Origin of the sequence: Streptomyces cacaoi, assembly GCF_006539165.1 — a bacterium.
Classification (GTDB): domain Bacteria; phylum Actinomycetota; class Actinomycetes; order Streptomycetales; family Streptomycetaceae; genus Streptomyces; species Streptomyces cacaoi.
This window is the reverse complement of the sequence record NZ_BJMM01000022.1, coordinates 101,068-120,998: the sequence shown is the minus strand read 5'-3', so window position 1 is coordinate 120,998 and position 19,931 is coordinate 101,068. Positions and strand designations below refer to the sequence as shown.

Annotated in this window: 15 protein-coding genes and 1 pseudogene; 4 read left to right on the top strand and 12 right to left on the bottom strand. The window is 74.5% G+C overall.

The genetic code is table 11. The annotated features are described in order from the left end of the window. Positions 1-611: pseudogene (locus SCA03_RS37300) on the bottom strand (hypothetical protein); the annotation flags it as partial. Positions 612-746: 135 nt separating this feature from the next. Between SCA03_RS37300 and SCA03_RS37295 the strand changes: the two are divergent. Continuing rightward, entirely contained in the window at positions 747-2,045 is a 1,299-nt protein-coding gene (locus SCA03_RS37295) for a MinD/ParA family ATP-binding protein (RefSeq protein ID WP_371863965.1), read from the top strand. Positions 2,046-2,237: 192 nt separating this feature from the next. Here SCA03_RS37295 and SCA03_RS20885 read toward each other — a convergent pair whose 3' ends face one another. The 9 genes from SCA03_RS20885 to rimP all read right to left on the bottom strand — a co-directional run bounded on the left by SCA03_RS20885 (position 2,238) and on the right by rimP (position 14,860). Beyond that, positions 2,238-3,173, bottom strand: a complete 936-nt coding sequence (locus SCA03_RS20885) for a bifunctional riboflavin kinase/FAD synthetase (RefSeq protein WP_141275564.1) — start codon at positions 3,171-3,173, stop codon at positions 2,238-2,240. Between the two features lie 250 nt (positions 3,174-3,423). Beyond that, the gene (locus SCA03_RS20880) at positions 3,424-7,305 is read right to left on the bottom strand and encodes a serine protease (RefSeq protein WP_174864505.1); all 3,882 of its coding nucleotides are present in this window, start codon (positions 7,303-7,305) and stop codon (positions 3,424-3,426) included. Positions 7,306-7,771: 466 nt separating this feature from the next. Further along, positions 7,772-8,722, bottom strand: coding sequence for a tRNA pseudouridine(55) synthase TruB (gene truB, locus SCA03_RS20875; RefSeq protein ID WP_086816798.1), 951 nt, complete (start codon positions 8,720-8,722; stop codon positions 7,772-7,774). A 3-nt stretch (positions 8,723-8,725) separates the two neighbouring features. Then, entirely contained in the window at positions 8,726-9,187 is a 462-nt protein-coding gene (rbfA, locus tag SCA03_RS20870; protein WP_030887338.1) for a 30S ribosome-binding factor RbfA, read from the bottom strand. Between the two features lie 24 nt (positions 9,188-9,211). Continuing rightward, positions 9,212-9,508 (bottom strand): DUF503 domain-containing protein, encoded by a 297-nt coding sequence (locus SCA03_RS20865; RefSeq protein WP_030887336.1) that lies wholly within the window; start codon positions 9,506-9,508, stop codon positions 9,212-9,214. Positions 9,509-9,666: 158 nt separating this feature from the next. Continuing rightward, positions 9,667-12,681 (bottom strand): translation initiation factor IF-2, encoded by a 3,015-nt coding sequence (gene infB, locus SCA03_RS20860; protein WP_078873845.1) that lies wholly within the window; start codon positions 12,679-12,681, stop codon positions 9,667-9,669. Between the two features lie 155 nt (positions 12,682-12,836). Further along, positions 12,837-13,124, bottom strand: a complete 288-nt coding sequence (locus SCA03_RS20855) for a YlxR family protein (protein WP_078873844.1) — start codon at positions 13,122-13,124, stop codon at positions 12,837-12,839. 162 nt (positions 13,125-13,286) lie between these two features. After that, positions 13,287-14,315 (bottom strand): transcription termination factor NusA, encoded by a 1,029-nt coding sequence (nusA, locus tag SCA03_RS20850; RefSeq protein WP_030895040.1) that lies wholly within the window; start codon positions 14,313-14,315, stop codon positions 13,287-13,289. Positions 14,316-14,317: 2 nt separating this feature from the next. Then, positions 14,318-14,860 (bottom strand): ribosome maturation factor RimP, encoded by a 543-nt coding sequence (gene rimP, locus SCA03_RS20845; RefSeq protein WP_030887327.1) that lies wholly within the window; start codon positions 14,858-14,860, stop codon positions 14,318-14,320. A gap of 261 nt (positions 14,861-15,121) precedes the next feature. Between rimP and SCA03_RS20840 the strand changes: the two genes are divergently transcribed. From SCA03_RS20840 to SCA03_RS20830, 3 genes are all read left to right on the top strand, one after another. After that, complete coding sequence (locus SCA03_RS20840; RefSeq protein WP_086816800.1) at positions 15,122-15,724, top strand: hypothetical protein; 603 nt, start codon at positions 15,122-15,124, stop codon at positions 15,722-15,724. Then, positions 15,721-16,200: a ferritin-like domain-containing protein gene (locus tag SCA03_RS20835; RefSeq protein WP_086816802.1), complete on the top strand. Its 480-nt coding sequence runs from the start codon at positions 15,721-15,723 to the stop codon at positions 16,198-16,200. Before SCA03_RS20840 ends, SCA03_RS20835 begins: the two co-directional genes overlap by 4 nt. 101 nt (positions 16,201-16,301) lie before the next feature. Beyond that, on the top strand, positions 16,302-17,258 hold the full coding sequence (locus SCA03_RS20830) for an aminoglycoside phosphotransferase family protein (protein WP_030895036.1): 957 nt from the start codon (positions 16,302-16,304) through the stop codon (positions 17,256-17,258). Positions 17,259-17,478: 220 nt separating this feature from the next. On the opposite strand, the gene SCA03_RS20825 is transcribed toward SCA03_RS20830, so the two are convergent. Both SCA03_RS20825 and SCA03_RS20820 read right to left on the bottom strand, forming a co-directional pair. Beyond that, the gene (locus tag SCA03_RS20825) at positions 17,479-19,191 is read right to left on the bottom strand and encodes a proline--tRNA ligase (RefSeq protein ID WP_030887315.1); all 1,713 of its coding nucleotides are present in this window, start codon (positions 19,189-19,191) and stop codon (positions 17,479-17,481) included. Positions 19,192-19,288: 97 nt separating this feature from the next. Further along, positions 19,289-19,867 carry a GNAT family N-acetyltransferase gene (locus tag SCA03_RS20820; protein ID WP_051847071.1) on the bottom strand — a complete coding sequence of 193 codons (579 nt, stop codon included), beginning with the start codon at positions 19,865-19,867 and terminating at the stop codon, positions 19,289-19,291. Positions 19,868-19,931: the final 64 nt, after the last annotated feature.

The window sequence follows — 19,931 nt, the reverse complement described above, 5'->3', positions numbered from 1 at the left end:
CGGCGGGAGCGGAGGGTGCGTCCCCGCTCCCGCCGCTCCCGCCGGACTTCCAGCCTGCCGCCACGCCGCCGCCGGCCGGCGCACCGTGGCCGACGGCAGGCGCCGCCCGCACCCCCGCGGCCGGTCAGCCGGGCGAGCCCGCGCGCCCGGAGCACGCGCCCCGGACCGACGGCGCGGGCATGCCGCAGCACACGACGCAGCAGGGCGGTACGCCCCCGGGCGGCACCCCGCAGCCGGGGCAGCCCGGACAGCCGGGCCAGCCGGGGCAGCCGCCGCAGCAGGCCCCCGGCACGCCGCCGGCTCCCGCCCCGGGCCGGGGCGGGTACGCCTACCCCCAGCAGCCGGTGCAGCAGCCGTCGCCGCAGCCCGGTCAGCCGCCCGCGCAGCAGCCCGTTCCGGGCCGGCCGCCGGCCCCCGGGCAGGGCGGCCCGATGCCTCCCGCGCAGCCCGGTGCTCCCGCGCTGCCGGCCACGCCGTACGCACCCCAGCAGCCTCAGCAGCCCCCGCACGCCCCGGCGCACCCTCCCGCCGCCCAGGCCCCGGCGCAGCAGCCCGGCGTCCCGCAGCAGGGTGATCCGTCCCGACCGGGTTACGGATACCCGGGCGGTCAACTCCCCGGCACGGCACAGCAGTCGACCCCCGGTGCCGCGCCCCGGCCTGCCCAGCCGGGCACGCCCCCGGACGGTACCCCGGCGGGCGGTGCGCAGCCTCCCGCGCAGGCGCCGGGCGCCCCGGGTGCGCCCGGCGTGCCACACCAGCCGGGCACGCCCCCGCACGGCACGGGTGCGCCCGGGCAGCCGGGCGGTCCGGCCGGTCCGCCCTCCGTCCCGTCGTCGGTGCAGCCGTATCCGGGGGCCGTCGACCCGCGGCGGACGGACCAGTCCGGCTCCCCGCTGGGCTACACGGCCGCGGTGGAGCTGTCCTCGGACCGGCTGGTCAACAGCAAGAAGAAGCCGCGTCCGCAGAACCAGAACCGGGGCGGCCGGTTCCGGATCGGTGGGAAGAAGGAGGAGGCCGAGCGGCAGCGCAAGCTCGATCTGATCCGCACCCCGGTGCTGTCCTGCTACCGGATCGCGGTCATCAGCCTCAAGGGCGGCGTCGGCAAGACCACGACGACCACGGCGCTCGGCTCCACCCTGGCCACCGAGCGCCAGGACAAGGTCATCGCCATCGACGCGAACCCGGACGCCGGCACCCTCGGCCGCAGGGTCCGCAGGGAGACCGGCGCGACCATCCGCGATCTGGTGACGGCCATCCCGTATCTGCACAGCTACATGGACATCCGCCGGTTCACCTCGCAGGCGGCTTCCGGCCTGGAGATCCTCGCCAACGACGTCGACCCGGCGATCTCGACAACGTTCAACGACGACGACTACCGCCGGGTGATCGACGTGCTCGGCAAGCAGTACCCGATCATCCTGACCGACTCCGGGACGGGGCTGCTGTACTCGGCGATGCGCGGAGTGCTGGACCTCGCCGACCAGTTGATCATCATCTCCACCCCGTCCGTCGACGGTGCCAGCAGCGCCAGCACGACCCTCGACTGGCTTGCGGCGCACGGCTATTCGGAGCTGGTCCAGCGCAGCATCACGGTCATCTCGGGCGTCCGCGAGACCGGAAAGATGATCAAGGTGGAGGACATCGTCGCGCACTTCGAGACCCGCTGCCGCGGCGTGGTCACGGTCCCGTTCGACGAACATCTGTCGGCCGGCGCCGAGCTCGATCTGGGCCTGATGCGGCCCAAGACCCGCGAGGCGTACTTCAATCTGTCGGCGATGGTGGCCGAGGACTTCGCCCGCGCCCAGCGTGAGCAGGGCCTGTGGACGGCGGACGGCAATCCGCCCCCGCAGCTCGCCCCGCCCATGCCCGGCCAGGGCGGCGTCCCCGGCGCGCCCCAGCCGCCCGGCGCCCCGCACCCGGGTGCCGTGCCCCCACAGCCGGGTGCCGCACCGCAGCAGCCGGCCGGCCCGCCCCCGCAGTACGGCGCTCCGCAGCAGCCGGGCCCCGGCCACCCGCAGCCGGGCGGAGGCTGGCCCCAGCAGTGAGGGCGGGCCGCGCCCGCGGCCCCGACAGAGCAGCCCGGGACAGGTCCGGGACAGGTCACGGAGCGGTCCTGGACCGTCCGGGCAGCCGGGAAGACACGGTCGAGGGCCGGTGGTCGCGCCACGACCACCGGCCCTCGATCGGATACGGCTCCGGCTCCCTCTTCGCGCGGAAGACCCCGCCGGGCGTCCCGGTCAGGCTTGCGTGAGCCGCCGGGCCTCGTCGACGTCCTCGGCCATGCGCGCCTTGAGGGCGTCCAGGTTCTCGAACGTCTCCTGGCCACGCAGCTGTTCGAGGAAGTCGACGGCGACCTGCTGGCCGTACAGATCCAGGCCCACGCGGTCGATGGCGTACGCCTCGACGGTGCGCTCCCGCCCCTCGAACTGCGGGTTGGTGCCGACGGAGATCGCGGCGGGCATGGTCTCGCCGTCCGCCAGGAGCCAGCCCGCGTACACGCCGTCGGCGGGGATCGCGGTGTAGGGCGGCGTGTCCAGATTGGCCGTCGGGTAGCCCAGCTCGCGGCCGCGCCGGGCACCGCGCACGACGACGCCCTCGACCCGGTGCGGCCTGCCGAGCACCTCGCGGGCGCCGCGCACCTCGCCCTCGGCGACCAGCCGCCGCGTCAGCGTGGAGGAGTACGCCTCACCGCTCGTCCCGCGCTCGACGAGGTCGACGACGATCACCTCGTAGTCGTAGGTGCCGCCGAGCTCGGCGAGCGTCTCGACGGTTCCGGCCGCCTTGTGCCCGAAGCGGAAGCTGGGCCCCTCGACGACGGCGCGCGCGTGCAGCTTGTCGACCAGGACCTTGACCACGAAGTCGGCCGGGGACAGCTGGGAGAACCCGGTGGTGAACGGCAGCACGAGCACGGCGTCCACGCCCAGCTCGGCCATCAGTTCGGCCCGGCGTGGATGCGCGGCCAGCACCGGCGGGTGGCTGCCGGGCCGCACGACCTCGCTCGGATGCGGGTCGAAGGTGACGACGACGGCCGGAACCCCCAGCTCCCTGGCGCGCTCCACCGTCCTGCCGATGATGAGCTGGTGCCCGCGGTGCACCCCGTCGTACGAGCCGATGGTGACGACGCTGCGCCCCCAGCCCTCCGGGATGTCCTCCAAGCCACGCCAGCGCTGCACGTCCTGCTCCTCGCCGATACCTAGACAGCCAGTGCCTGAGCCAATGGTGGTGGCGGTGGTGCTCGCCGTCCATTCGCCGGTCCAAGGGTGCCATGCCGCCCCCACGCCCCCGGCAGGGACCCACCCGGCCCGCGCCCCGGCGGCACCGGCACCGCCCGGCTTCCGGCCTGCTACGACGCGGCCGTGCCCCGGTCCGACGCGTCTTCGGGACAGCTCGGGGGCGACTCCGCCCCGGGCGAAGTCGGCACTGCTACGCCTCGGCGGACCCGACGGCGGCCCCGGCCGGAGTGCCTGCCTCCGGCACGCTCTCGGACGGTCCGGTGCCCAGCAGCCGCCGGATGCCGGGCCCGGCCAGCGCCGCCCACTCCCCGGGCGCCCCGGCCGCCCAGGCCCGTACGGCCGCGCCGAGTCCGGGCAGTTCCCCGGCCAGCGCGGTCAGTTCCTGGTCGAAGGGGGCGGCTCCCTCCGCGCGGCAAGCCATGCGCTGCCCGATACGGCACACCAGCCGTCCGTCCCCCCAGCGCCCGGCCCGCGCCTCCCCCACCGCTTCCGGTCCGCGCGTGGTGCCCGTGGTACCGGCCCTGTCTGCCGTATCCGGTGCGTCCGCCGTGGCCGCCGTCGCCGCCGTACGGCCGTCCGCGAGCGTGTGCACGACGGCGCGCAACGCCTCGCGCAGCACGGGGAGTTCGCGTTCGGTGACGAGCAGCAGATCGAGCAGTTCGTCGCGTACCGGTCCCGCCCCGCGGCCCAGCTCGCGGGCCAGGCCCGCCCGGAACGGCACCCGCTGGTCGCGCAGCAGCTCCGTCACCATCGGCCGCAGCACGGCGCGGGCCGCCGGACCGCGCACGGGCCGCCGCCGGACGAAGGCGGCGACGGCCTCCCGCGCACGGCCGGGGCAGCGCGCCGCGTACTCCCCGGCCAGCGCCGCCGCCCGCCGCGCCGGCGCGGGCGTCCCCACCTCCGCGAGGGCCCGCAGCGTCTGCTGCTGGACCGCCGGAGACACGTCTTCGCCGCCTTCCGGGGCAGCCAGCAGTACGGCCCGGAAGGCGTCGAACACCGGCTCGGGGTGGGTGGCCGACGCGAGGCCGAGCGCCACGGCCAGTTCGCCGTGCCCGCTCACCGCGAAGCGCGCGAGCGCCCGGTCGAGATGGTGCCCACGGGAGACCGGATCGCGGACGAGGAGCGCCAGCGCGCAGTCGTGCAGCGAGCCGTCGGCGGACCCGCGCAGCAGGAAGAGCGCCGCGCGGCGCAGCAGCGCACGCTCCTCCTCGCCCCGCACCCGCCGGGCCAGCCGGGGCCCGTACACCGCCGCGGCCACCCGGCGCCCCTCCCGCGGATCCCGGGCCCAGCGTTCGACGGCGCGGCAGAGCGCCGACGGTTCCTCCGGCACCAGCTCGGCCAGGAGCGCGTCGGCCCGCGGATGCGCGGCCCGGACGAGCGCCTCCACCAACTCGTCGACGGCGCCGCCGCGGTGCGTGTACAGCAGAGCCTGCGCCGCGTCGGCGACGGTCGGCCGCGCCGCACCGGGTACCGCACGGCTGCCGGACCGCGCCCCGCTCCGCTCGGCACCACCGTTCCGCCCGGGCACGGCGGGCCCGTCGGTACGCTCCCGCAGCGGACGCGTGTCGTCGAACCACTCGCACAGCAGGGGCTGGAGGGCCCGCGGCTCGTCGCGCAGCAGCGCGGCCAGCACGTCGAGACAGCGCTCGGCGCGGCCGGACGCACCGGTGTACGGCGGGTCGGCGGGCAGCAGGACCCGCAGCAGTTCCGCCTTCTCCGCCGGGCGCAGCGGCAGCGCGCGCCAGAACCACGGGCCGAAGCCGGACCGCGACACGTCGTCGCCCGCCGGATCGGCGACGCGCTCCGCGAGCGCGTGCAGCACCCGCAGATACGGCCGGGCGTCCGGCACCCGCAGCAGCGTCTCGCCCAGCAGATGCGCCGCCCACCACAGGCTCTCCGCCCGCGCGTCCTCCCCGTCTCCGTTCTTGTCGCCGTTCTTGTCGCCGTTCTCGTCGCCGTCACCGTCCCGCTCGGGTCCGGCTCCGGTGCCGTGCTCGTCTCCCGGGGCCGCCTCCGCAGGCGCGCGCCGCCCCTCCGCGAGCCGGTCCACCAGCCTCCGCAACCGTGGCGCGAGCATCTGCGACCCGTCCCGCGCATCGCACAACAGCAGGGCCTGGACGACGGGACCGATGCGGTGGCGCGGCACGGGGACGACGGTCGCCGTGCTCCGGTGGTGCACCAGGGCGTCCAGCGCCCCGTCCAGCTCCAGATGCGCGCCCTGGAGCCAGTCGGCGAACTCCTCGTCGGCGAACCGGTATCCGTCGCCGGCGGGCGCCAGCAGACCCTCGGCCAGGACCGCGGAGGCCCACCCTCCGTTCCACGGGAAGAGCTCCTCGAACACGGCCCGGTCCAGCTGCCCCAGGCCGGGGCCCAGGCTCCGGCGGGCGGCCTCGTGCACCTGTCCGCAGACCCGCGCGGCCAGCCTGCGCACCTCCCCCGGCGCACGGCCCCCTCCCACGAGCCGCTCCGCGATCCGCAGCGAGAGCAGATCCAGATGCGCCGAGAAGACCTCCGCGCGCCGCGGCGCACCGGCCGCCGCCCCGCCCTCCGGCGCCGCACCGCCCTGCGCCGCCCGCACCGCCCCCGCCATGCGCAGCACCAGCGGATGCCCGTCGTCGCCCGGACGCAGCGCCCCCTCCGCCACCCCGTGGACCGCGCGCGCCCGTGCCGCCTGGGGCCCGGTGAGCCCGCCCAGCCGCACACACCCGGGCAGCCCGGGCCCTCCCGGCACGCCTCCGCCGGACACCGGGCGGCCGGCCGGCTCCGGCACCTCCGACTCCTCGCCCTTCTGCTCTCCGACTCCGCGTCCGGGCAGTTCCTGACCCGGACCGGCAGCCGGGCCGTACAGCATCTCCGGCGGCAGCAGCGCCCCGGCCCGCTCCCAGAACTCGGGACGGCAGGCGAGGGCCATCCGCGCGCCGCACGCCCGCAGCCAGCTGGCCGTGCCCGCGGCCCACCGCCGCAGCCGGTGCGCCAGCTGCGGCGGCATCTCCTCCGGCGCGTCGAGCACCACCAGCAGCGGACGCCCGGCGAGCCGCGCCAGCCGCGCCACCACATCGGGGTTCGCACCGCCCGGCTCCCCCACCAGCACCCCCGCGCCCGCCCCCTGCTGGGACGCGGCGACGATCCGCCCGGCGGCGGCCAGCGTCCGCCCCACCGCCTCCCGCACGCTGTCGTCCTCGGCGCGCAGTTCGGCGCCGCGCAGCCACACCGTGGGCGCCGGCTCCGGGCCCTGTGCCCGCCGGGCGGCCAGCGCGGCCAGCTCCGTGGTCCGCCCCGTGCCCGGCTCGCCCACGAGGGCGAGGACGGAGGCGGGCCCCCGCCCGAACGCGTCGAGTTCCCGGGCGACTTCGGGCCGGTCGACGGCCCGGGCGCACCGCTCGACGGCGGGCCCGGCGGATGTCGCGGTCAGATGCAGCGCACCGGCCAGGTTCAGATCGGGCCCGAAGCCGGGCACCGTCGCGCCGTTGCGCCGCAGCACCGCAGCCAGCGGCCCGTCCGGCGCGAGCACACCGGCCGCGTACAGCGGGACGGCGAACCCGCAGGAACGGTCCGGTGCGTGCAGCGCGGTGCCGAGCAGAGCGAGCACCGCGCCGGTACCGGCGTCGACGACGGGCGCCCCGGACGCGGGCCTGCTCAGCCGCAGTTGGACGCGGACGGCCTCGGGCAGATCGAGCTGGAGGACCTGCTGGAGCGGGTGGTAGCGGTCGGTCGAGGTGTAGGTGACGGCGGTGGTGCCGGTGACGGCGGTCCGCAGCGGGCCGTCGGGGGTGAGCACGTCGACGGCGCCGCCGGGACGGGGCCGTTCGGCGGCGATCACCCACGGCACGGACGCGAGACCCTCGGTGCGGACCAGCGCCAGGTTCCACTCCGGCACCGGCGTGATGTCCCCGCTGCCCGCGACGAAGGTGCGCCCGCACGGCGCGTGCACCACGGCCCGGCCCAGTCCCTCCACGGCTTCATGGGTCGTCACCAGCGTGCCCAGATCGTCGACGGGGACCCCCGCGCCCCGGGGACGCCCCGCGAGGTCACAGATGCGCACCAGAGTGGGCCGCCCACGCACCGCCACCATCGTTCCGCACCTTCCGCGCCGACCCCGCCACCGGAGGCGACCGGAACCCCGCCGGCCCCGCGCATCGCGGGCGCACGGGACGGGCCGGTGCCACCCCCGTGCGACGGTAGAGCGCAGTTGATCAGTGGCGACAGGCCGAGCAGCCAACGCGCCCCCGTCCGCGCCCGTCATTCACTCCGAGCGCCTGCTCGTTCCGGTGAAACACGGCCGAGAGCTGGACAGGGAGACCTCGGGGGGACAGGAGGGGGATCGTGGGGCGGGCGCCGTCGACGCCGTTCGGCGCACGGGGCACGCGCGCGAACGACGGAACGCGCCCGCCGCACGGTGCACCCGCCCCACCGGCCCCGGTCGTCACCCACCGCACGGCGCTCGGGCGCATCCCGTCCCGGACACGCACGGACCCCGGGGCCGCGGCAGCGCACCCCGGGGTCCCCGGTACGGCGAGGCGGGCCGAGCCCGCCGGTCCTCAGGCGAAGACCGCCAGGCTCTTCGCCCTCCCCTTGCGGTCCTCGACCAGCGCCACGAAACGCCCCCCGGGACCGAACACGGCCACCGGGCCGTCCAGCACCGCTCCGCCGCCGGGAACCGCCACGGCCCCGGCCGGCATGCGCAGCTGCGCCCCGTTCCCGATCAGCCGTGCCTGCTCCTCGTCCACGTCCCAGCGCGGGAAGGCGGCGGCCGCCGCGTCCCCCAACGGCAGGACGGGAAGCGGACGTTCCGCGTCCACGCGCTCCTGGAGCTGCTCCAGCGTGTGCGCGCCGTCCAGCCCGTACGGCCCGACCCGGGTACGCCGCAGCGCCGTCAGATGCCCCCCGGTGCCCAGCCGGGCGCCCACGTCCCGGGCGAGGGCCCGCACGTACGTGCCCGAGGAGCACACGACCGACACCAGCGCGTCGGCGACGGGCGTACCGTCTTCCGCCGTCTCCTCCCGCACGTCGTGCACCACGAACGACGAGACGGTCACCGGCCGGGCGGCCAGCTCCACCTCCTCGCCCTCACGCACCCGCGCGTAGGCCCGCTTCCCGTCGACCTTGACCGCGCTCACCGCCGAGGGCACCTGCTGGATCTCCCCCGTCAACGCGGCCACGGCCTCGTCCAGATCGGCCCGCTTCAGCCCGCCGGCGCCGGCCGAGGCCGTCAGCTCCCCCTCGGCGTCCTCGGTGACCGTCTCCTGACCGAGCCGTACCGTCGCCACGTACTCCTTCTCGGTCAGCGCCAGATGCCCCAGCAGCCGGGTCGCCTTCTCCAGCCCGACGACGAGCACACCCGTCGCCATCGGATCGAGCGTCCCCGCGTGCCCCACCCGCCGGGTACGGGCCATACCGCGCAGCTTGGCGACCACATCGTGCGAGGTGAACCCGGCGGGCTTGTCGACGACGAGCAGCCCGCCCGGGCCGTCCTCCTTCTTCCGTGCCACGGCTCAGACGCTCTCGTCCTCGCCGTCCTCCGGCTCCTGGCCCTCGCCCGGCTTGCGGTACGGGTCGGCCTCACCGGCGTAGCTGGCCCCGGAGGACGCCTTTCGGACCTCCTCGTCGGCGGCGCGCGCCCGGGCGAGCGCCTCGTCGAGGGTCCGGGCGTTCTCCGGGAGGGCGTCCGGCACGAACGTCAGGCTCGGGGTGTGCTTGACGCCCGCCGCCGAGCCGACGGCGGACCGCAGCACGCCCTTGGCGCTCTCCAGACCCGCCGCTGCCGCCTTCCGGTCCTCGTCGTCCCCGTAGACCGTGTAGAAGACCGTCGCCTCCCGCAGATCGCCGGTGACCCGGGCATCGGTGACGGTCACGTGGGTGCCGAGCCGCGGATCCTTGATCCCCCGGTGCAGCTTCTCGGCGACCACCTCACGGATGAGGTCCGCCAGCCTCTTGGCTCGCGCATTGTCGGCCACTGGTCCGTCTCCTTGCTCGTGCACTCATTCGTCATCTTCGCCGTGGAAGCGCCGCCGAACCGACAGCAGCTCCACCTCTGGCCGCGCGGCGACGAGCCGCTCGCAGCGGTCCAGCAGTTCCGTGAGGTGCCCCGCGTCCCCCGAGACCGCGGCGAGCCCGACCCGGGCCCGGCGGTAGAGATGCTGATCGCCGGTCTCCGCCACACTCACCGCGAACCTGCGGTGCAGCTCGGCGACGATCGGACGGACGACGGAGCGCTTCTCCTTCAGCGACCGTACGTCGCCGAGGAGCAGATCGAAGGACAGTGTCCCTACGTACATACCGTGCGGGTTTCACGCCACCCGTGGGGCTCTTGGGAATCCTCCGGCGGAGACCGGAGGCCGGTTCGTACCGCCTCGCAGGCACCACGAACCGTACACGCGAGGGCCGGGGCCGCTCGACGGAATTGCTCCGCGAACGGCCCCGGCCATCCCACCCGTCAGACGCGGGGCTTCTCCCGCATCTCGTAGGTCGCGATGATGTCGTCGATCTTGATGTCGTTGAAGGAGCCGAGGTTGATACCGCCCTCGAAGCCCTCGCGGATCTCGGTGACATCGTCCTTGAAGCGGCGCAGGCCCTCGATGGTGAGGTTCTCCGCCACGACCTTGCCGTCGCGCACCAGGCGTGCCTTGGTGTTCCGCCGGACCTCGCCGGAGCGGATCATGACACCGGCGATGTTGCCCAGCTTGGACGAGCGGAAGACCTCGCGGATCTCGGCCGTGCCGAGCTCCACCTCTTCGTACTCGGGCTTGAGCATGCCCTTCAGGGCCGCCTCGATCTCCTCGATGACCTGGTAGATCACCGAGTAGTACCGGACGTCGACACCCTCGCGCTCGGCCATCTGCGTCGCACGCCCCTCGGCGCGGACGTTGAAGCCGATGACGATGGCGTCCGAACCCGTCGCCAGGTCGATGTCGGTCTCGGTGACCGCACCCACACCGCGGTGCAGGATGCGCAGGTCCACCTCTTCGCCGACGTCGAGCTGGAGCAGCGAGGACTCCAGGGCCTCGACCGAACCGGACGCGTCGCCCTTGATGATGAGGTTGAGCTGCTGCACCTCGCCCGCCTTGAGCACCTTGTCCAGGTCCTCCAGCGAGACGCGGCGGGTCCGCTTGGCGAAGGCGGCGTTGCGCTCGCGCGCCGCCCGCTTCTCGGCGATCTGCCGTGCCGTGCGGTCCTCGTCGACGACCAGGAAGTTGTCACCCGCGCCGGGGACGTTCGTCAGGCCCAGCACCAGGACCGGAGTCGAGGGGCCGGCTTCCTTGACGTTCTCGCCCTTGTCGTCGAGCATCGCGCGGACCCTGCCGTAGGCGTCGCCCACGACCATGGTCTCGCCGACCCGCAGCGTGCCGCGCTGGACCAGCACGGTGGCCACGGCGCCGCGACCGCGGTCGAGGTGGGCCTCGATCGCGAGACCCTGCGCGTCCTGGTCGGGGTTGGCCCGCAGGTCGAGCGAGGCGTCCGCGGTCAGGACCACGGCCTCCAGCAGCTCCTCGATGTTCAGGCCCTGGCGGGCGGAGATGTCGACGAACATCGTGTCGCCGCCGTACTCCTCGGCCACCAGCCCGTACTCGGTCAGCTGACCGCGGACCTTGGTCGGGTCGGCGCCCTCGACGTCGATCTTGTTGACCGCGACGACGATCGGCACCTCGGCCGCCTTGGCGTGGTTCAGCGCCTCGACGGTCTGCGGCATCACGCCGTCGTTGGCCGCGACGACCAGGATCGCGATGTCCGTGGACTTCGCACCGCGGGCACGCATGGCGGTGAACGCCTCGTGACCCGGGGTGTCGATGAAGGTGATCTTGCGCTCTTCGCCGTTCACCTCGGTCGACGCCTGGTAGGCACCGATGTGCTGGGTGATGCCGCCGGCCTCGCCCTCGATGACGTTGGTCTTCCGGATGGCGTCCAGAAGGCGCGTCTTACCGTGGTCGACGTGACCCATGACGGTCACCACCGGCGGACGCGGCATGAGCGCCGTCTCGCCGCCCTCGTCCTCGCCGAACTCGATGTCGAAGGACTCGAGAAGCTCGCGGTCCTCCTCCTCCGGGCTGACGATCTGGACGGTGTAGTTCATCTCGTCGCCGAGCAGTTGCAGCGTCTCGTCGGAGACGGACTGCGTCGCGGTGACCATCTCGCCCAGGTTGAACATGACCTGGACCAGCGACGCCGGGTTGGCGTTGATCTTCTCCGCGAAGTCCGTGAGCGAGGCACCGCGCGAGAGCCGGACGGTCTCGCCCTTGCCGCGCGGCAGCATCACACCGCCGACGGACGGCGCCTGCATCTGCTCGTACTCCTGGCGGCGCTGCCGCTTCGACTTGCGGCCACGACGCGCCGGACCGCCGGGGCGGCCGAACGCACCCTGCGTGCCACCGCGGCCACCGGGACCGCCGGGACGGCCGCCGAAGCCGGGACGGCCACCGCCGCCCGGACGACCGCCGAAGCCGCCGCCACCACCGGGACGACCGCCGCCACCGGGACGACCGCCGAAGCCGCCGCCACCACCGGGACGGCCACCGCCGCCGCCGGGACGGCCGCCGCCGCCCGGACCACCGCGGCCCGGGCCCGGACGCGGACCCGCCGCCGGACGCTGCGGCATCATGCCCGGGTTCGGACGGTTACCGCCCGGACGCGGACCGCCGCCCTGCGGGGCCTGCGGACGCGGCATGTTGCCCGGCGTGGGCCGGCCGCCGCCCGGAGCCTGCGGACGCGGACCGCCCTGGCCGCCGGCACCGCCCTGACCGGCGGGACCCGGCTTGGGCGCACCCGGCTTCGGGCCCTGGCCCGGCTTCGGACCGCCCGGGCGGGGCGCCTGCGGACGGGCCATGCCGGTGGAGCCACCGGAGGTGAAGGGGTTGTTGCCCGGACGCGGCCCGGAGGGGCGCGCACCCGGCTTGGGGGCCTGACCCGGCTTCGGGCCCTGGCCACGGCCGCCCTGGCCGCCCTGACCACCCTGGCCCGGCTTCGGACCGCCCGGCTTCGGGGCCTGCTGCGCGGGGCCCGGCTTGGGCGCACCCGGCTTGGGCGCCTGGAAGTCCGGCTTCGCCGGAGTGGTGGGCTGTGCGGGGGTCGGCTTGGGGCCGGGCTTGGGAGCGCCCGGCTTGGGCGCCGCCTCGGCCGAACCGCCGGACTCGCCCTGCGCGGGCGTCACCGGGGCCTCGGGACCCGGCTTCGGGCCGGGCTTGGGCGCACCCGGCTTGGGCGCCTGGGCACCCGGCTTGGGTGCGGCAGGCTTCTGGGGAGCCGCGGGCTTGGACCCCGCGGACTTGGATGCGGACTTCTTCGCGCCGCCGGCGCCGCCCGCCTCGAATGCGTCGGTCAGTTTGCGGACAACCGGCGCCTCGATCGTCGAGGACGCCGAACGGACGAATTCACCGAGCTCCTGGAGCTTGGCCATGACGACCTTGCTCTCGACTCCGAGCTCCTTGGCGAGTTCGTATACCCGGACCTTAGCCACTTCGCTCCTTACGGCCCGGGGGATCGTCCGCCGGACCTTCGCTACTGATGCATGGGCGTACTCATCGCGTACTCATCGAGTGCTCATCGCAATCTCGACCTACTTCCGACTCGCGAGGTACCTCTCCCCGTACGGGAGGTTCCGTACGGGCTGTCTTACGGTGCTGTCTGTGCGATCCGCTCCACGTGCTCGCGCAGAGCCGCGAGATCGTACGGGCCCGGACCCCGGAAGGCCCTGTTGAACGCCCGGCGCCGCGCGGCCTGCTCCAGGCACGCCGGAACAGGGTGCACATACGCACCCCGGCCGGGCAGCCTACCGCGAAGATCCGGGATCAGGCTTCCCCCGTTCACCACCACTCGCAGCAGACTGCGCTTGTCGGTGCGCTGCCGACAGCCGACGCAGGTCCGCTGCGGGCATGCCCGATCGCGCGTCCGGACAGACACTGATTAAGTCTACCTCCCCAGCGCCTCGGACCCCCCAGGGGGTGAGCACGCCGTTACTCGTTCGCTGCCCGGCCGTAAGACACCGGAAAGGAGTGCCCGGAAGCCCGGAGCGGAGAAGCGCTTGGATGCCCGGGACGCGCGTCACCGCGCGCCCCGCCCGGCTCAGCCGTGGTCGGCCGCGTGCTCCTCCGGCGTCCCCTGGGCCGCCGACCCGCCGTCGGCGGTGTCCGGCCGGATGTCGATACGCCAGCCGGTCAGCCGGGCGGCGAGGCGGGCGTTCTGCCCCTCCTTGCCGATGGCCAGTGACAGCTGGTAGTCGGGCACCGTCACCCGGGCCGAGCGGGCCGCGAGATCGATGATCTCGACATTGCTCACCCTCGCCGGAGAGAGCGCGTTGGCTACCAGCTCGGCCGGGTCCTCCGACCAGTCCACGATGTCGATCTTCTCGCCGTGCAGCTCCGCCATCACGTTGCGCACCCGGCCGCCCATCGGGCCGATGCAGGCGCCCTTGGCGTTCAGCCCGGAGCGCGCCGAACGCACCGCGATCTTGGTGCGGTGGCCGGCCTCGCGCGCGATGGCCGAGATCTCCACCGAACCGTCCGCGATCTCCGGGACCTCCAGCTCGAAGAGCTTCTTGACCAGGTTCGGGTGCGTCCGCGACAGCGTCACCGACGGACCGCGGACGCCCTTGGCGACCCGGACGACGTAGGTACGCAGGCGGGTGCCGTGTGCATAGTCCTCACCGGGCACCTGCTCCTGCGGCGGCAGGATCGCCTCCAGCTTGCCGATGTCCACCAGCACGCTCTTGGGGTCCTTGCCCTGCTGCACCACACCGGCGACGACATCGCCCTCGCGGCCCGCGTACTCGCCGAACGTGACCTCTTCCTCGGCGTCCCGCAGCCGCTGGAGGATGACCTGCTTCGCGGTCGTCGCGGCGATCCGGCCGAAACCCGTCGGGGTGTCGTCGAACTCCCGGGGCTCTGCGCCCTCTTCGAGCTCCTCCGGGCTCTCCTTGGCCCAGACCGTCACATGGCCGGTCTTCTGGTTCAGCTCGACGCGGGCGTCGCGCCGGCTGCCCTCGGTGCGGTGGTACGCGATGAGGAGGGCCGACTCGATGGCCTCCACCAGCAGATCGAGAGAGATCTCCTTCTCCCTCACCAGCCCGCGCAGGGCACTCATGTCGATGTCCACGGCTACGCCTCCTCCTTGTTCTCGTCGGCGGCCGCGGACTCGTGCTGCGCCTTCTGCGCGGCCTTGCGATTGAATTCGATCTCCACGCGCGCCTTGCCGATCTCGCCGTAGGCGAGGCGGCGCTGCGTGGGCTTGCGTCCCTTGACGCCGGGGACTTCGAGGTCGATGCCCTCGTCGTCCACACCGGTGATGCGTGCGGTCAGCTCCCCGCCGCCCGCCTCCTCGGTCAGCTGTGCCTTGATCAGCCGTCCCGCGGCGCGGCGGAAGTGCCGCTGCTCGGTCAGCGGACGGTCGGCTCCCGGCGACGTGACCTCCAGGACGTACGGCGCCCCGCCCATCACGTCGCTCTCGTCGAGCACCTCGGAGAAGACACGGCTCAGCTCGGCGCACGTGTCCAGCTGGACCCCGTCGTCGGCGTCCACCACGACGCGCAGCACACGCCGCTTCCCTGCCGGGGTCACAGCGATCTCTTCGAGATCCAACCCCCTTGCGCTGACGAGCGGTTCCAGCAGTCCGCGCAGCCTCTCGCTCTGGGTGGTGCTCATCCGGGTGACTCCTCGGCCGCGTGTGCTGTTGTAGGGGGGCCTGTACGACGGGGCGTGTCGCCGCCCAAGCCTATCGTCTGTGACGGCATGCGCCGACCCGGTCGGCGAACCCGCCGGGCCCTGGGGCGTCCGGGTACCGGCCGGGCAGGGCGGGGGTGCCCGGCTCCGGCGCCGGAGCGCACACGGGTACCCTCGCGTGGCGGTGATCGCCGCCACGTGAGCCAGCAAGTCCGGGCCGGGCCCGGGTCCAGGGAGTGCACCATGACGCGCACGCCGACACCGGCAGCAGCGGCCCCCCGTCGCAGGTCGCTGCTCGTGGGAGCGCTCGGCGCCGCCTCGGCCGTCGCCTCGCTCGCCGGATGCAGCGGCCAGGACGCCTCCCCGGCCGACGCCGAACGCTCCGACGCCGCCCGCGCGCTGCGGGCCCGCAGCGCACACGAGAGCGAGCGGCTCTTCGCCCGCTACCAGGGCACACTGACCGTGCACCCGGCGCTCGGCGACCGGCTGCGCCCCCTGCGCGACGAGATCGCCCGCCATGTGCGCGCCCTCGCGGACACCGACGGCGGCGCCGCCCGGGAGAACGGCGGCTCGCCGTCGCCGTCCGGCAGCGGCGCACCGTCCGGCTCACCGACTCCCGCACCGTCCGGCAGCACCGGGGCCCCTCCCGAGCCGGACACGGAGAGCGTGCCGCACGACGAGAAGGACGCCCTCAGCGCACTCGCGAAGGCCGAACGCCGGCTGGCGGACAGCCGCACCAAGGCGCTGTCCTCCGCACCGCCCGAACTGGCCCGGCTGCTGGCCTCCGTGGCGGCCTGCGGCAGCGCCCACGTCTACCTCCTGGAACACCCCGGAGCACCCAGATGAGACAACTGACCGCCGTGCAGGCCGCGTTGCGCGCCGAACACGCCGCCGTCTACGGCTACGGCGTCGTCGGCGGACGCATCGACGAGGACCGCAAGGACGAGGCGCGCGCCGCCTACGACGCGCACCGGGCACGGCGGGACGCACTCCGCCGCACGGTGCGCGCGCTGGGCGGCGAACCCGAGCCGGCCGCCGCCGCCTACAACCTGCCCTTCGCCGTTCCCGACAGCGCCGCCGCCATCCGGCTCGCGGCACACCTGGAGGACCGGATCGCCGGCGTGTACGCCGACCTCGTACGAGCTGGCGAGGGAGCCCGGCGGCGCGAGGCAGCGGACGCGCTGCGCGAGGCCGCCGTCCGGTCGGCGCGGTGGCGCGGCGGCGGCGTCGCCTTCCCCGGCCTCGCCGAACTGGGCGCGGCCGAGGCGCCCGCGTCCCCCTCCGCCTCGCCCAGCGGGTCCACGGCCCCCGGCGTGCTCTGAACCGGCCGCGCGCCCCGCACCGGCCGGGCGCCCGCCGAAGACCGACCGCGCACCCACCGCGACCCACCGCGAACGACGCGAATGAAAGGCCAGGCCGTCCCATGGCTTCCGTACTGCCCCTCGAACCCCCGCAGCGGCTGGTACGCGCACTGGAGGCACAGCCGGACGCGGCAGCGGTCACCGCGGCCCGCACCTGGCTGGCCGGGCTGTCCGACCAGGTGGCCCGGGCGCTGCGGCGGTGGGAGCTGACCGCGGAACGGGTCGTCACACCCGGCGGGCGCAGCAGCGTCGTCGTCCTCGTGCGGCAGGCGGACGGGTCGCCGGCGGCGCTGAAGCTGGTGGCGCCCGACGGCGCCCCCGCGCGGGTGCGGGCGGCGCGCGAGCAGGAAGCGCTCACGCACTGGCACGGGCTCGGAGCCGTCCGCGTCCTGCGTGCCGCGCCGGACGACGGGGCACTGCTGCTGGAGCGGCTGCGCAACGAGGTCTCGCTGCGCTCCCTGCCGGAGGCCAAGGCCACCCTGGAGGCGCTCTCCGTCGTCCGGCGGCTGTGGGTGCCGGTGGGCCCCGGACACGGATTCGAATCCGTCGCCGAGCACACGCGGACCGAGGTGGAACTCATGCGGGCCGCGCCGCCGCCCGGCGCCGAACCCCTGATCGACGCGGCGCTGGAAGCCCGGGCCGCGCTGCTGGCCGCACCGCCCGAAGACGCCGGAACCGTGCTGTTGCACGGCGACTTCCGGCAGGGAGCCGTGCTGTCGGCGGCCGGAAGCGACGGACGGGCCCCCTGGCTGACCGTCGGCCCCGACCCGATCGTCGGCGAACCGGCATTCGACCTCGGACGGCTGGCCCGGGACCGGCTGCACGACCTGATGGCCTCCACCGGCGCCGCCGCAGCCATCCGGCGCCGCGTCAACAAACTCGCCGACGCGCTCGACGTACCCCGCGAACGGGTCCGGCTGTGGACGCTCTACCGCGCCGTCGAATCCGCCGTCCGGCAAGCAGCGGGCGGCGCGGCGGCCGACGCGGAAATGCTGCTGGAATTCGCGGCTTGGCTGTGACCGCCCCTGCCCGGACATGACGCCCCGCGGATCGTCACTCCTTCCGGGAGTTTCAAGCCCGGCGGGGGCGGGGCCTCGGCCGGAGCCGGGGCGGGGCGGTGGCGGCGGGGGTAGGGTTTTTTGCAGGTCAGGGGGTGGCGGGTGGTGGGCGCGGCTCCTTGATGGGTGGGCCCATCCTCGGACACGCGCGCCCCCACGCCCCCCAGCACCACCAGAGCCCCTACTCCCCTCCCGAAACCCGCCGCACAGCGTCCTCGATGGTCAGCTCTTCCCGTTCGCCGCTGCGCCGGTCCTTCAGCTCGACGAGGCCGTCCTTGATGCCGCGCCCGGCGACCAGGATCGTCGGCACCCCGAGCAGTTCGGCGTCGGTGAACTTCACGCCCGGCGAGACCCCGGCCCGGTCGTCGACGACGACGCGCACACCGGCGTCGCCCAGGCGCTGGGCGATCTCCAGGGCCGCCTCCGTCTGCTGGGCCTTGCCGGCGGCGACGACGTGCACATCGGCGGGGGCGACCTCGCGCGGCCAGCACAGGCCCTGCTCGTCGGCGGTCTGCTCGGCCAGCGCCGCGACGATGCGGGAGACGCCGATGCCGTAGGAGCCCATGGTGACGCGCGCGGGCTTGCCGTCCTGGCCGAGGACGTCCAGCTCGAAGGCGTCGGCGTACTTGCGGCCGAGCTGGAAGATGTGGCCGACCTCGATGGCGCGGTCCAGCTCGATGCCGGCGCCGCAGCGCGGGCAGGGGTCGCCGGGCTCGACCACGACGACGTCCAGGTACTGGTCGACCTCGAAGTCCCGGCCGCACACCACGTTCCGGGCGTGCTTGCCCTCCTCGTTGGCGCCGGTGATCCAGGAGGTGCCCTGGGCGACGCGGGGGTCGGCGAGGTAGCGGAACGCCTTGCCGGCCATGCCGTTCTGCGGGCCGACGTAGCCGCGTACGAGGTCCTCGCGGCCGGTGAAGTCCTCGGCGGTGACCAGTTCGACCTCGGCCGGGGCGAGCAGCTCGGCCAGCTTGCCCAGGTCGACCTCGCGGTCGCCGGGGACGCCGACGGCGGTGATCTCCCCGTCGACCTTGACCAGCAGGTTCTTCAGCGTGGCCGACGCCGGGACGTCCAGGTGCGCGGCGAGGCTCTCGATGGTGGGGGTGTCCGGGGTGTCGAGGAGTTCGACGGGCGGGTGGCCGTCGGTCGCGGTGGGCGGCACGGTGACCGACAGGGCCTCGGTATTGGCGGCGAAGCCGCACTGGGGGCACTGCGCGAAGGTGTCCTCGCCGGCCGGGGCGGGCGCCAGGAACTCCTCGGAGGCGGAGCCGCCCATGGCGCCGGAGATCGCCGAGACGATCCGGTAGTCGATGCCGAGGCGGTCGAAGATGCGCTGGTAGGCGGCGCGGTGGAGGGCGTAGGACTCGGCGAGGCCCTCGTCGGTGACGTCGAAGGAGTAGGAGTCCTTCATGGTGAACTCGCGGCCGCGCAGGATGCCGGCGCGGGGGCGGGCCTCGTCCCGGTACTTCGTCTGGATCTGGTAGATGATCACCGGCAGGTCCTTGTAGGACGTGCACTGGTCCTTGACGACCTGGGTGAAGATCTCCTCGTGGGTCGGGCCGAGCAGATAGTCGCCGCCCTTGCGGTCCTTGAGGCGGAACAGCAGATCGCCGTACTCCTCGTAGCGGCCGGAGACCTCGTAGGGCTCCTTCGGCAGCAGGGCGGGGAGGAGGACCTCCTGGCCGCCGATGGCGTCCATCTCCTCGCGGACGACGCGTGTGACGTTCTCCAGCACCTGCTTGCCCAGCGGCAGCCAGGTCCAGATTCCGGCGGCGGTGCGGCGCACATAGCCGGCGCGGACCAGGAGCTTGTGGTTGAGCGTCTCCGCGTCAGCCGGGTCGTCACGCAGCGTTTTCAGCATGGACCGGGACAAACGCTGGACACGGGCTGCCATGGGGGAACTCCTGCTCGCGGGCCGCGGGAGAGGCGGCGGACTGATACACGACTCCAGGGAGCCTATCCGGCCCGGCCGGGCGCACGGAAACGCCTTGTCAGCGGCCCTCGGGCCGGCGCAGCGGCAGCCAGGCGCCCATGACGGCGTACGGCTGCGGTGCGCTGGGGAACTGCACCCGGCGGGCCAGGTCGCGGTAGCCGAGCGTCCGGTACAGGGCGCGGGCCGGGCTGTCGAGGTCCAGCGCGGAGAGCAGGGAGCGCGGTTCGGCGGCGCCGTCGGTGAGCCGGGTGATCAGTTCCCGTCCGATGCCGCGGCTCTGGAAGGCGGGGTGGACATGGAGTTCGGTGACGACGAAGGAGTCGTCGAGCCAGCCGTCGTTGCCCTCCTGGCGCAGATAGGGGTGGACGACGGTCGACCACCAGTGGGTGCGGTCGCACGGCATGCCGTAGCCGAAGCCGACGAGCCGGCCGTTCTCGGTGGTGGCGCCGAGTGCGCGGGTTCCGGGCTGCATGGCGTGGCGCTGCACGATGTGGTGGCGGACGCCGATCTCGTCGTCGGTCAGTCCGAAGGCGAGAGCCTGGACGGCGAGGGCGTCGTCGGCGCGTTCGACCAGGTCGAGCGGGGCGATCTCCACCGTCCGGGGGTCCGGGGACTGCCACCCGGGAGTATGGCGCATGGCCGGGAGGCTACTTGTTCGATGCTGTCCCCGCGAAGAGACGGCACGTTTCTGCGCCTCCGGT

Coding starts and splice junctions, on each gene's coding strand:
- SCA03_RS20880 (WP_174864505.1), bottom strand. CDS start 7,305: ATGGTGGCGGTGCGTGGGCGGCCCACTCTGGTGCGCATCTGTGACCTC.
- SCA03_RS20835 (WP_086816802.1), top strand. CDS start 15,721: ATGAGACAACTGACCGCCGTGCAGGCCGCGTTGCGCGCCGAACACGCC.
- SCA03_RS20830 (WP_030895036.1), top strand. CDS start 16,302: ATGGCTTCCGTACTGCCCCTCGAACCCCCGCAGCGGCTGGTACGCGCA.
- SCA03_RS20825 (WP_030887315.1), bottom strand. CDS start 19,191: ATGGCAGCCCGTGTCCAGCGTTTGTCCCGGTCCATGCTGAAAACGCTG.
- SCA03_RS20840 (WP_086816800.1), top strand. CDS start 15,122: ATGACGCGCACGCCGACACCGGCAGCAGCGGCCCCCCGTCGCAGGTCG.
- SCA03_RS20865 (WP_030887336.1), bottom strand. CDS start 9,508: ATGTACGTAGGGACACTGTCCTTCGATCTGCTCCTCGGCGACGTACGG.
- SCA03_RS20820 (WP_051847071.1), bottom strand. CDS start 19,867: ATGCGCCATACTCCCGGGTGGCAGTCCCCGGACCCCCGGACGGTGGAG.
- rimP (WP_030887327.1), bottom strand. CDS start 14,860: ATGAGCACCACCCAGAGCGAGAGGCTGCGCGGACTGCTGGAACCGCTC.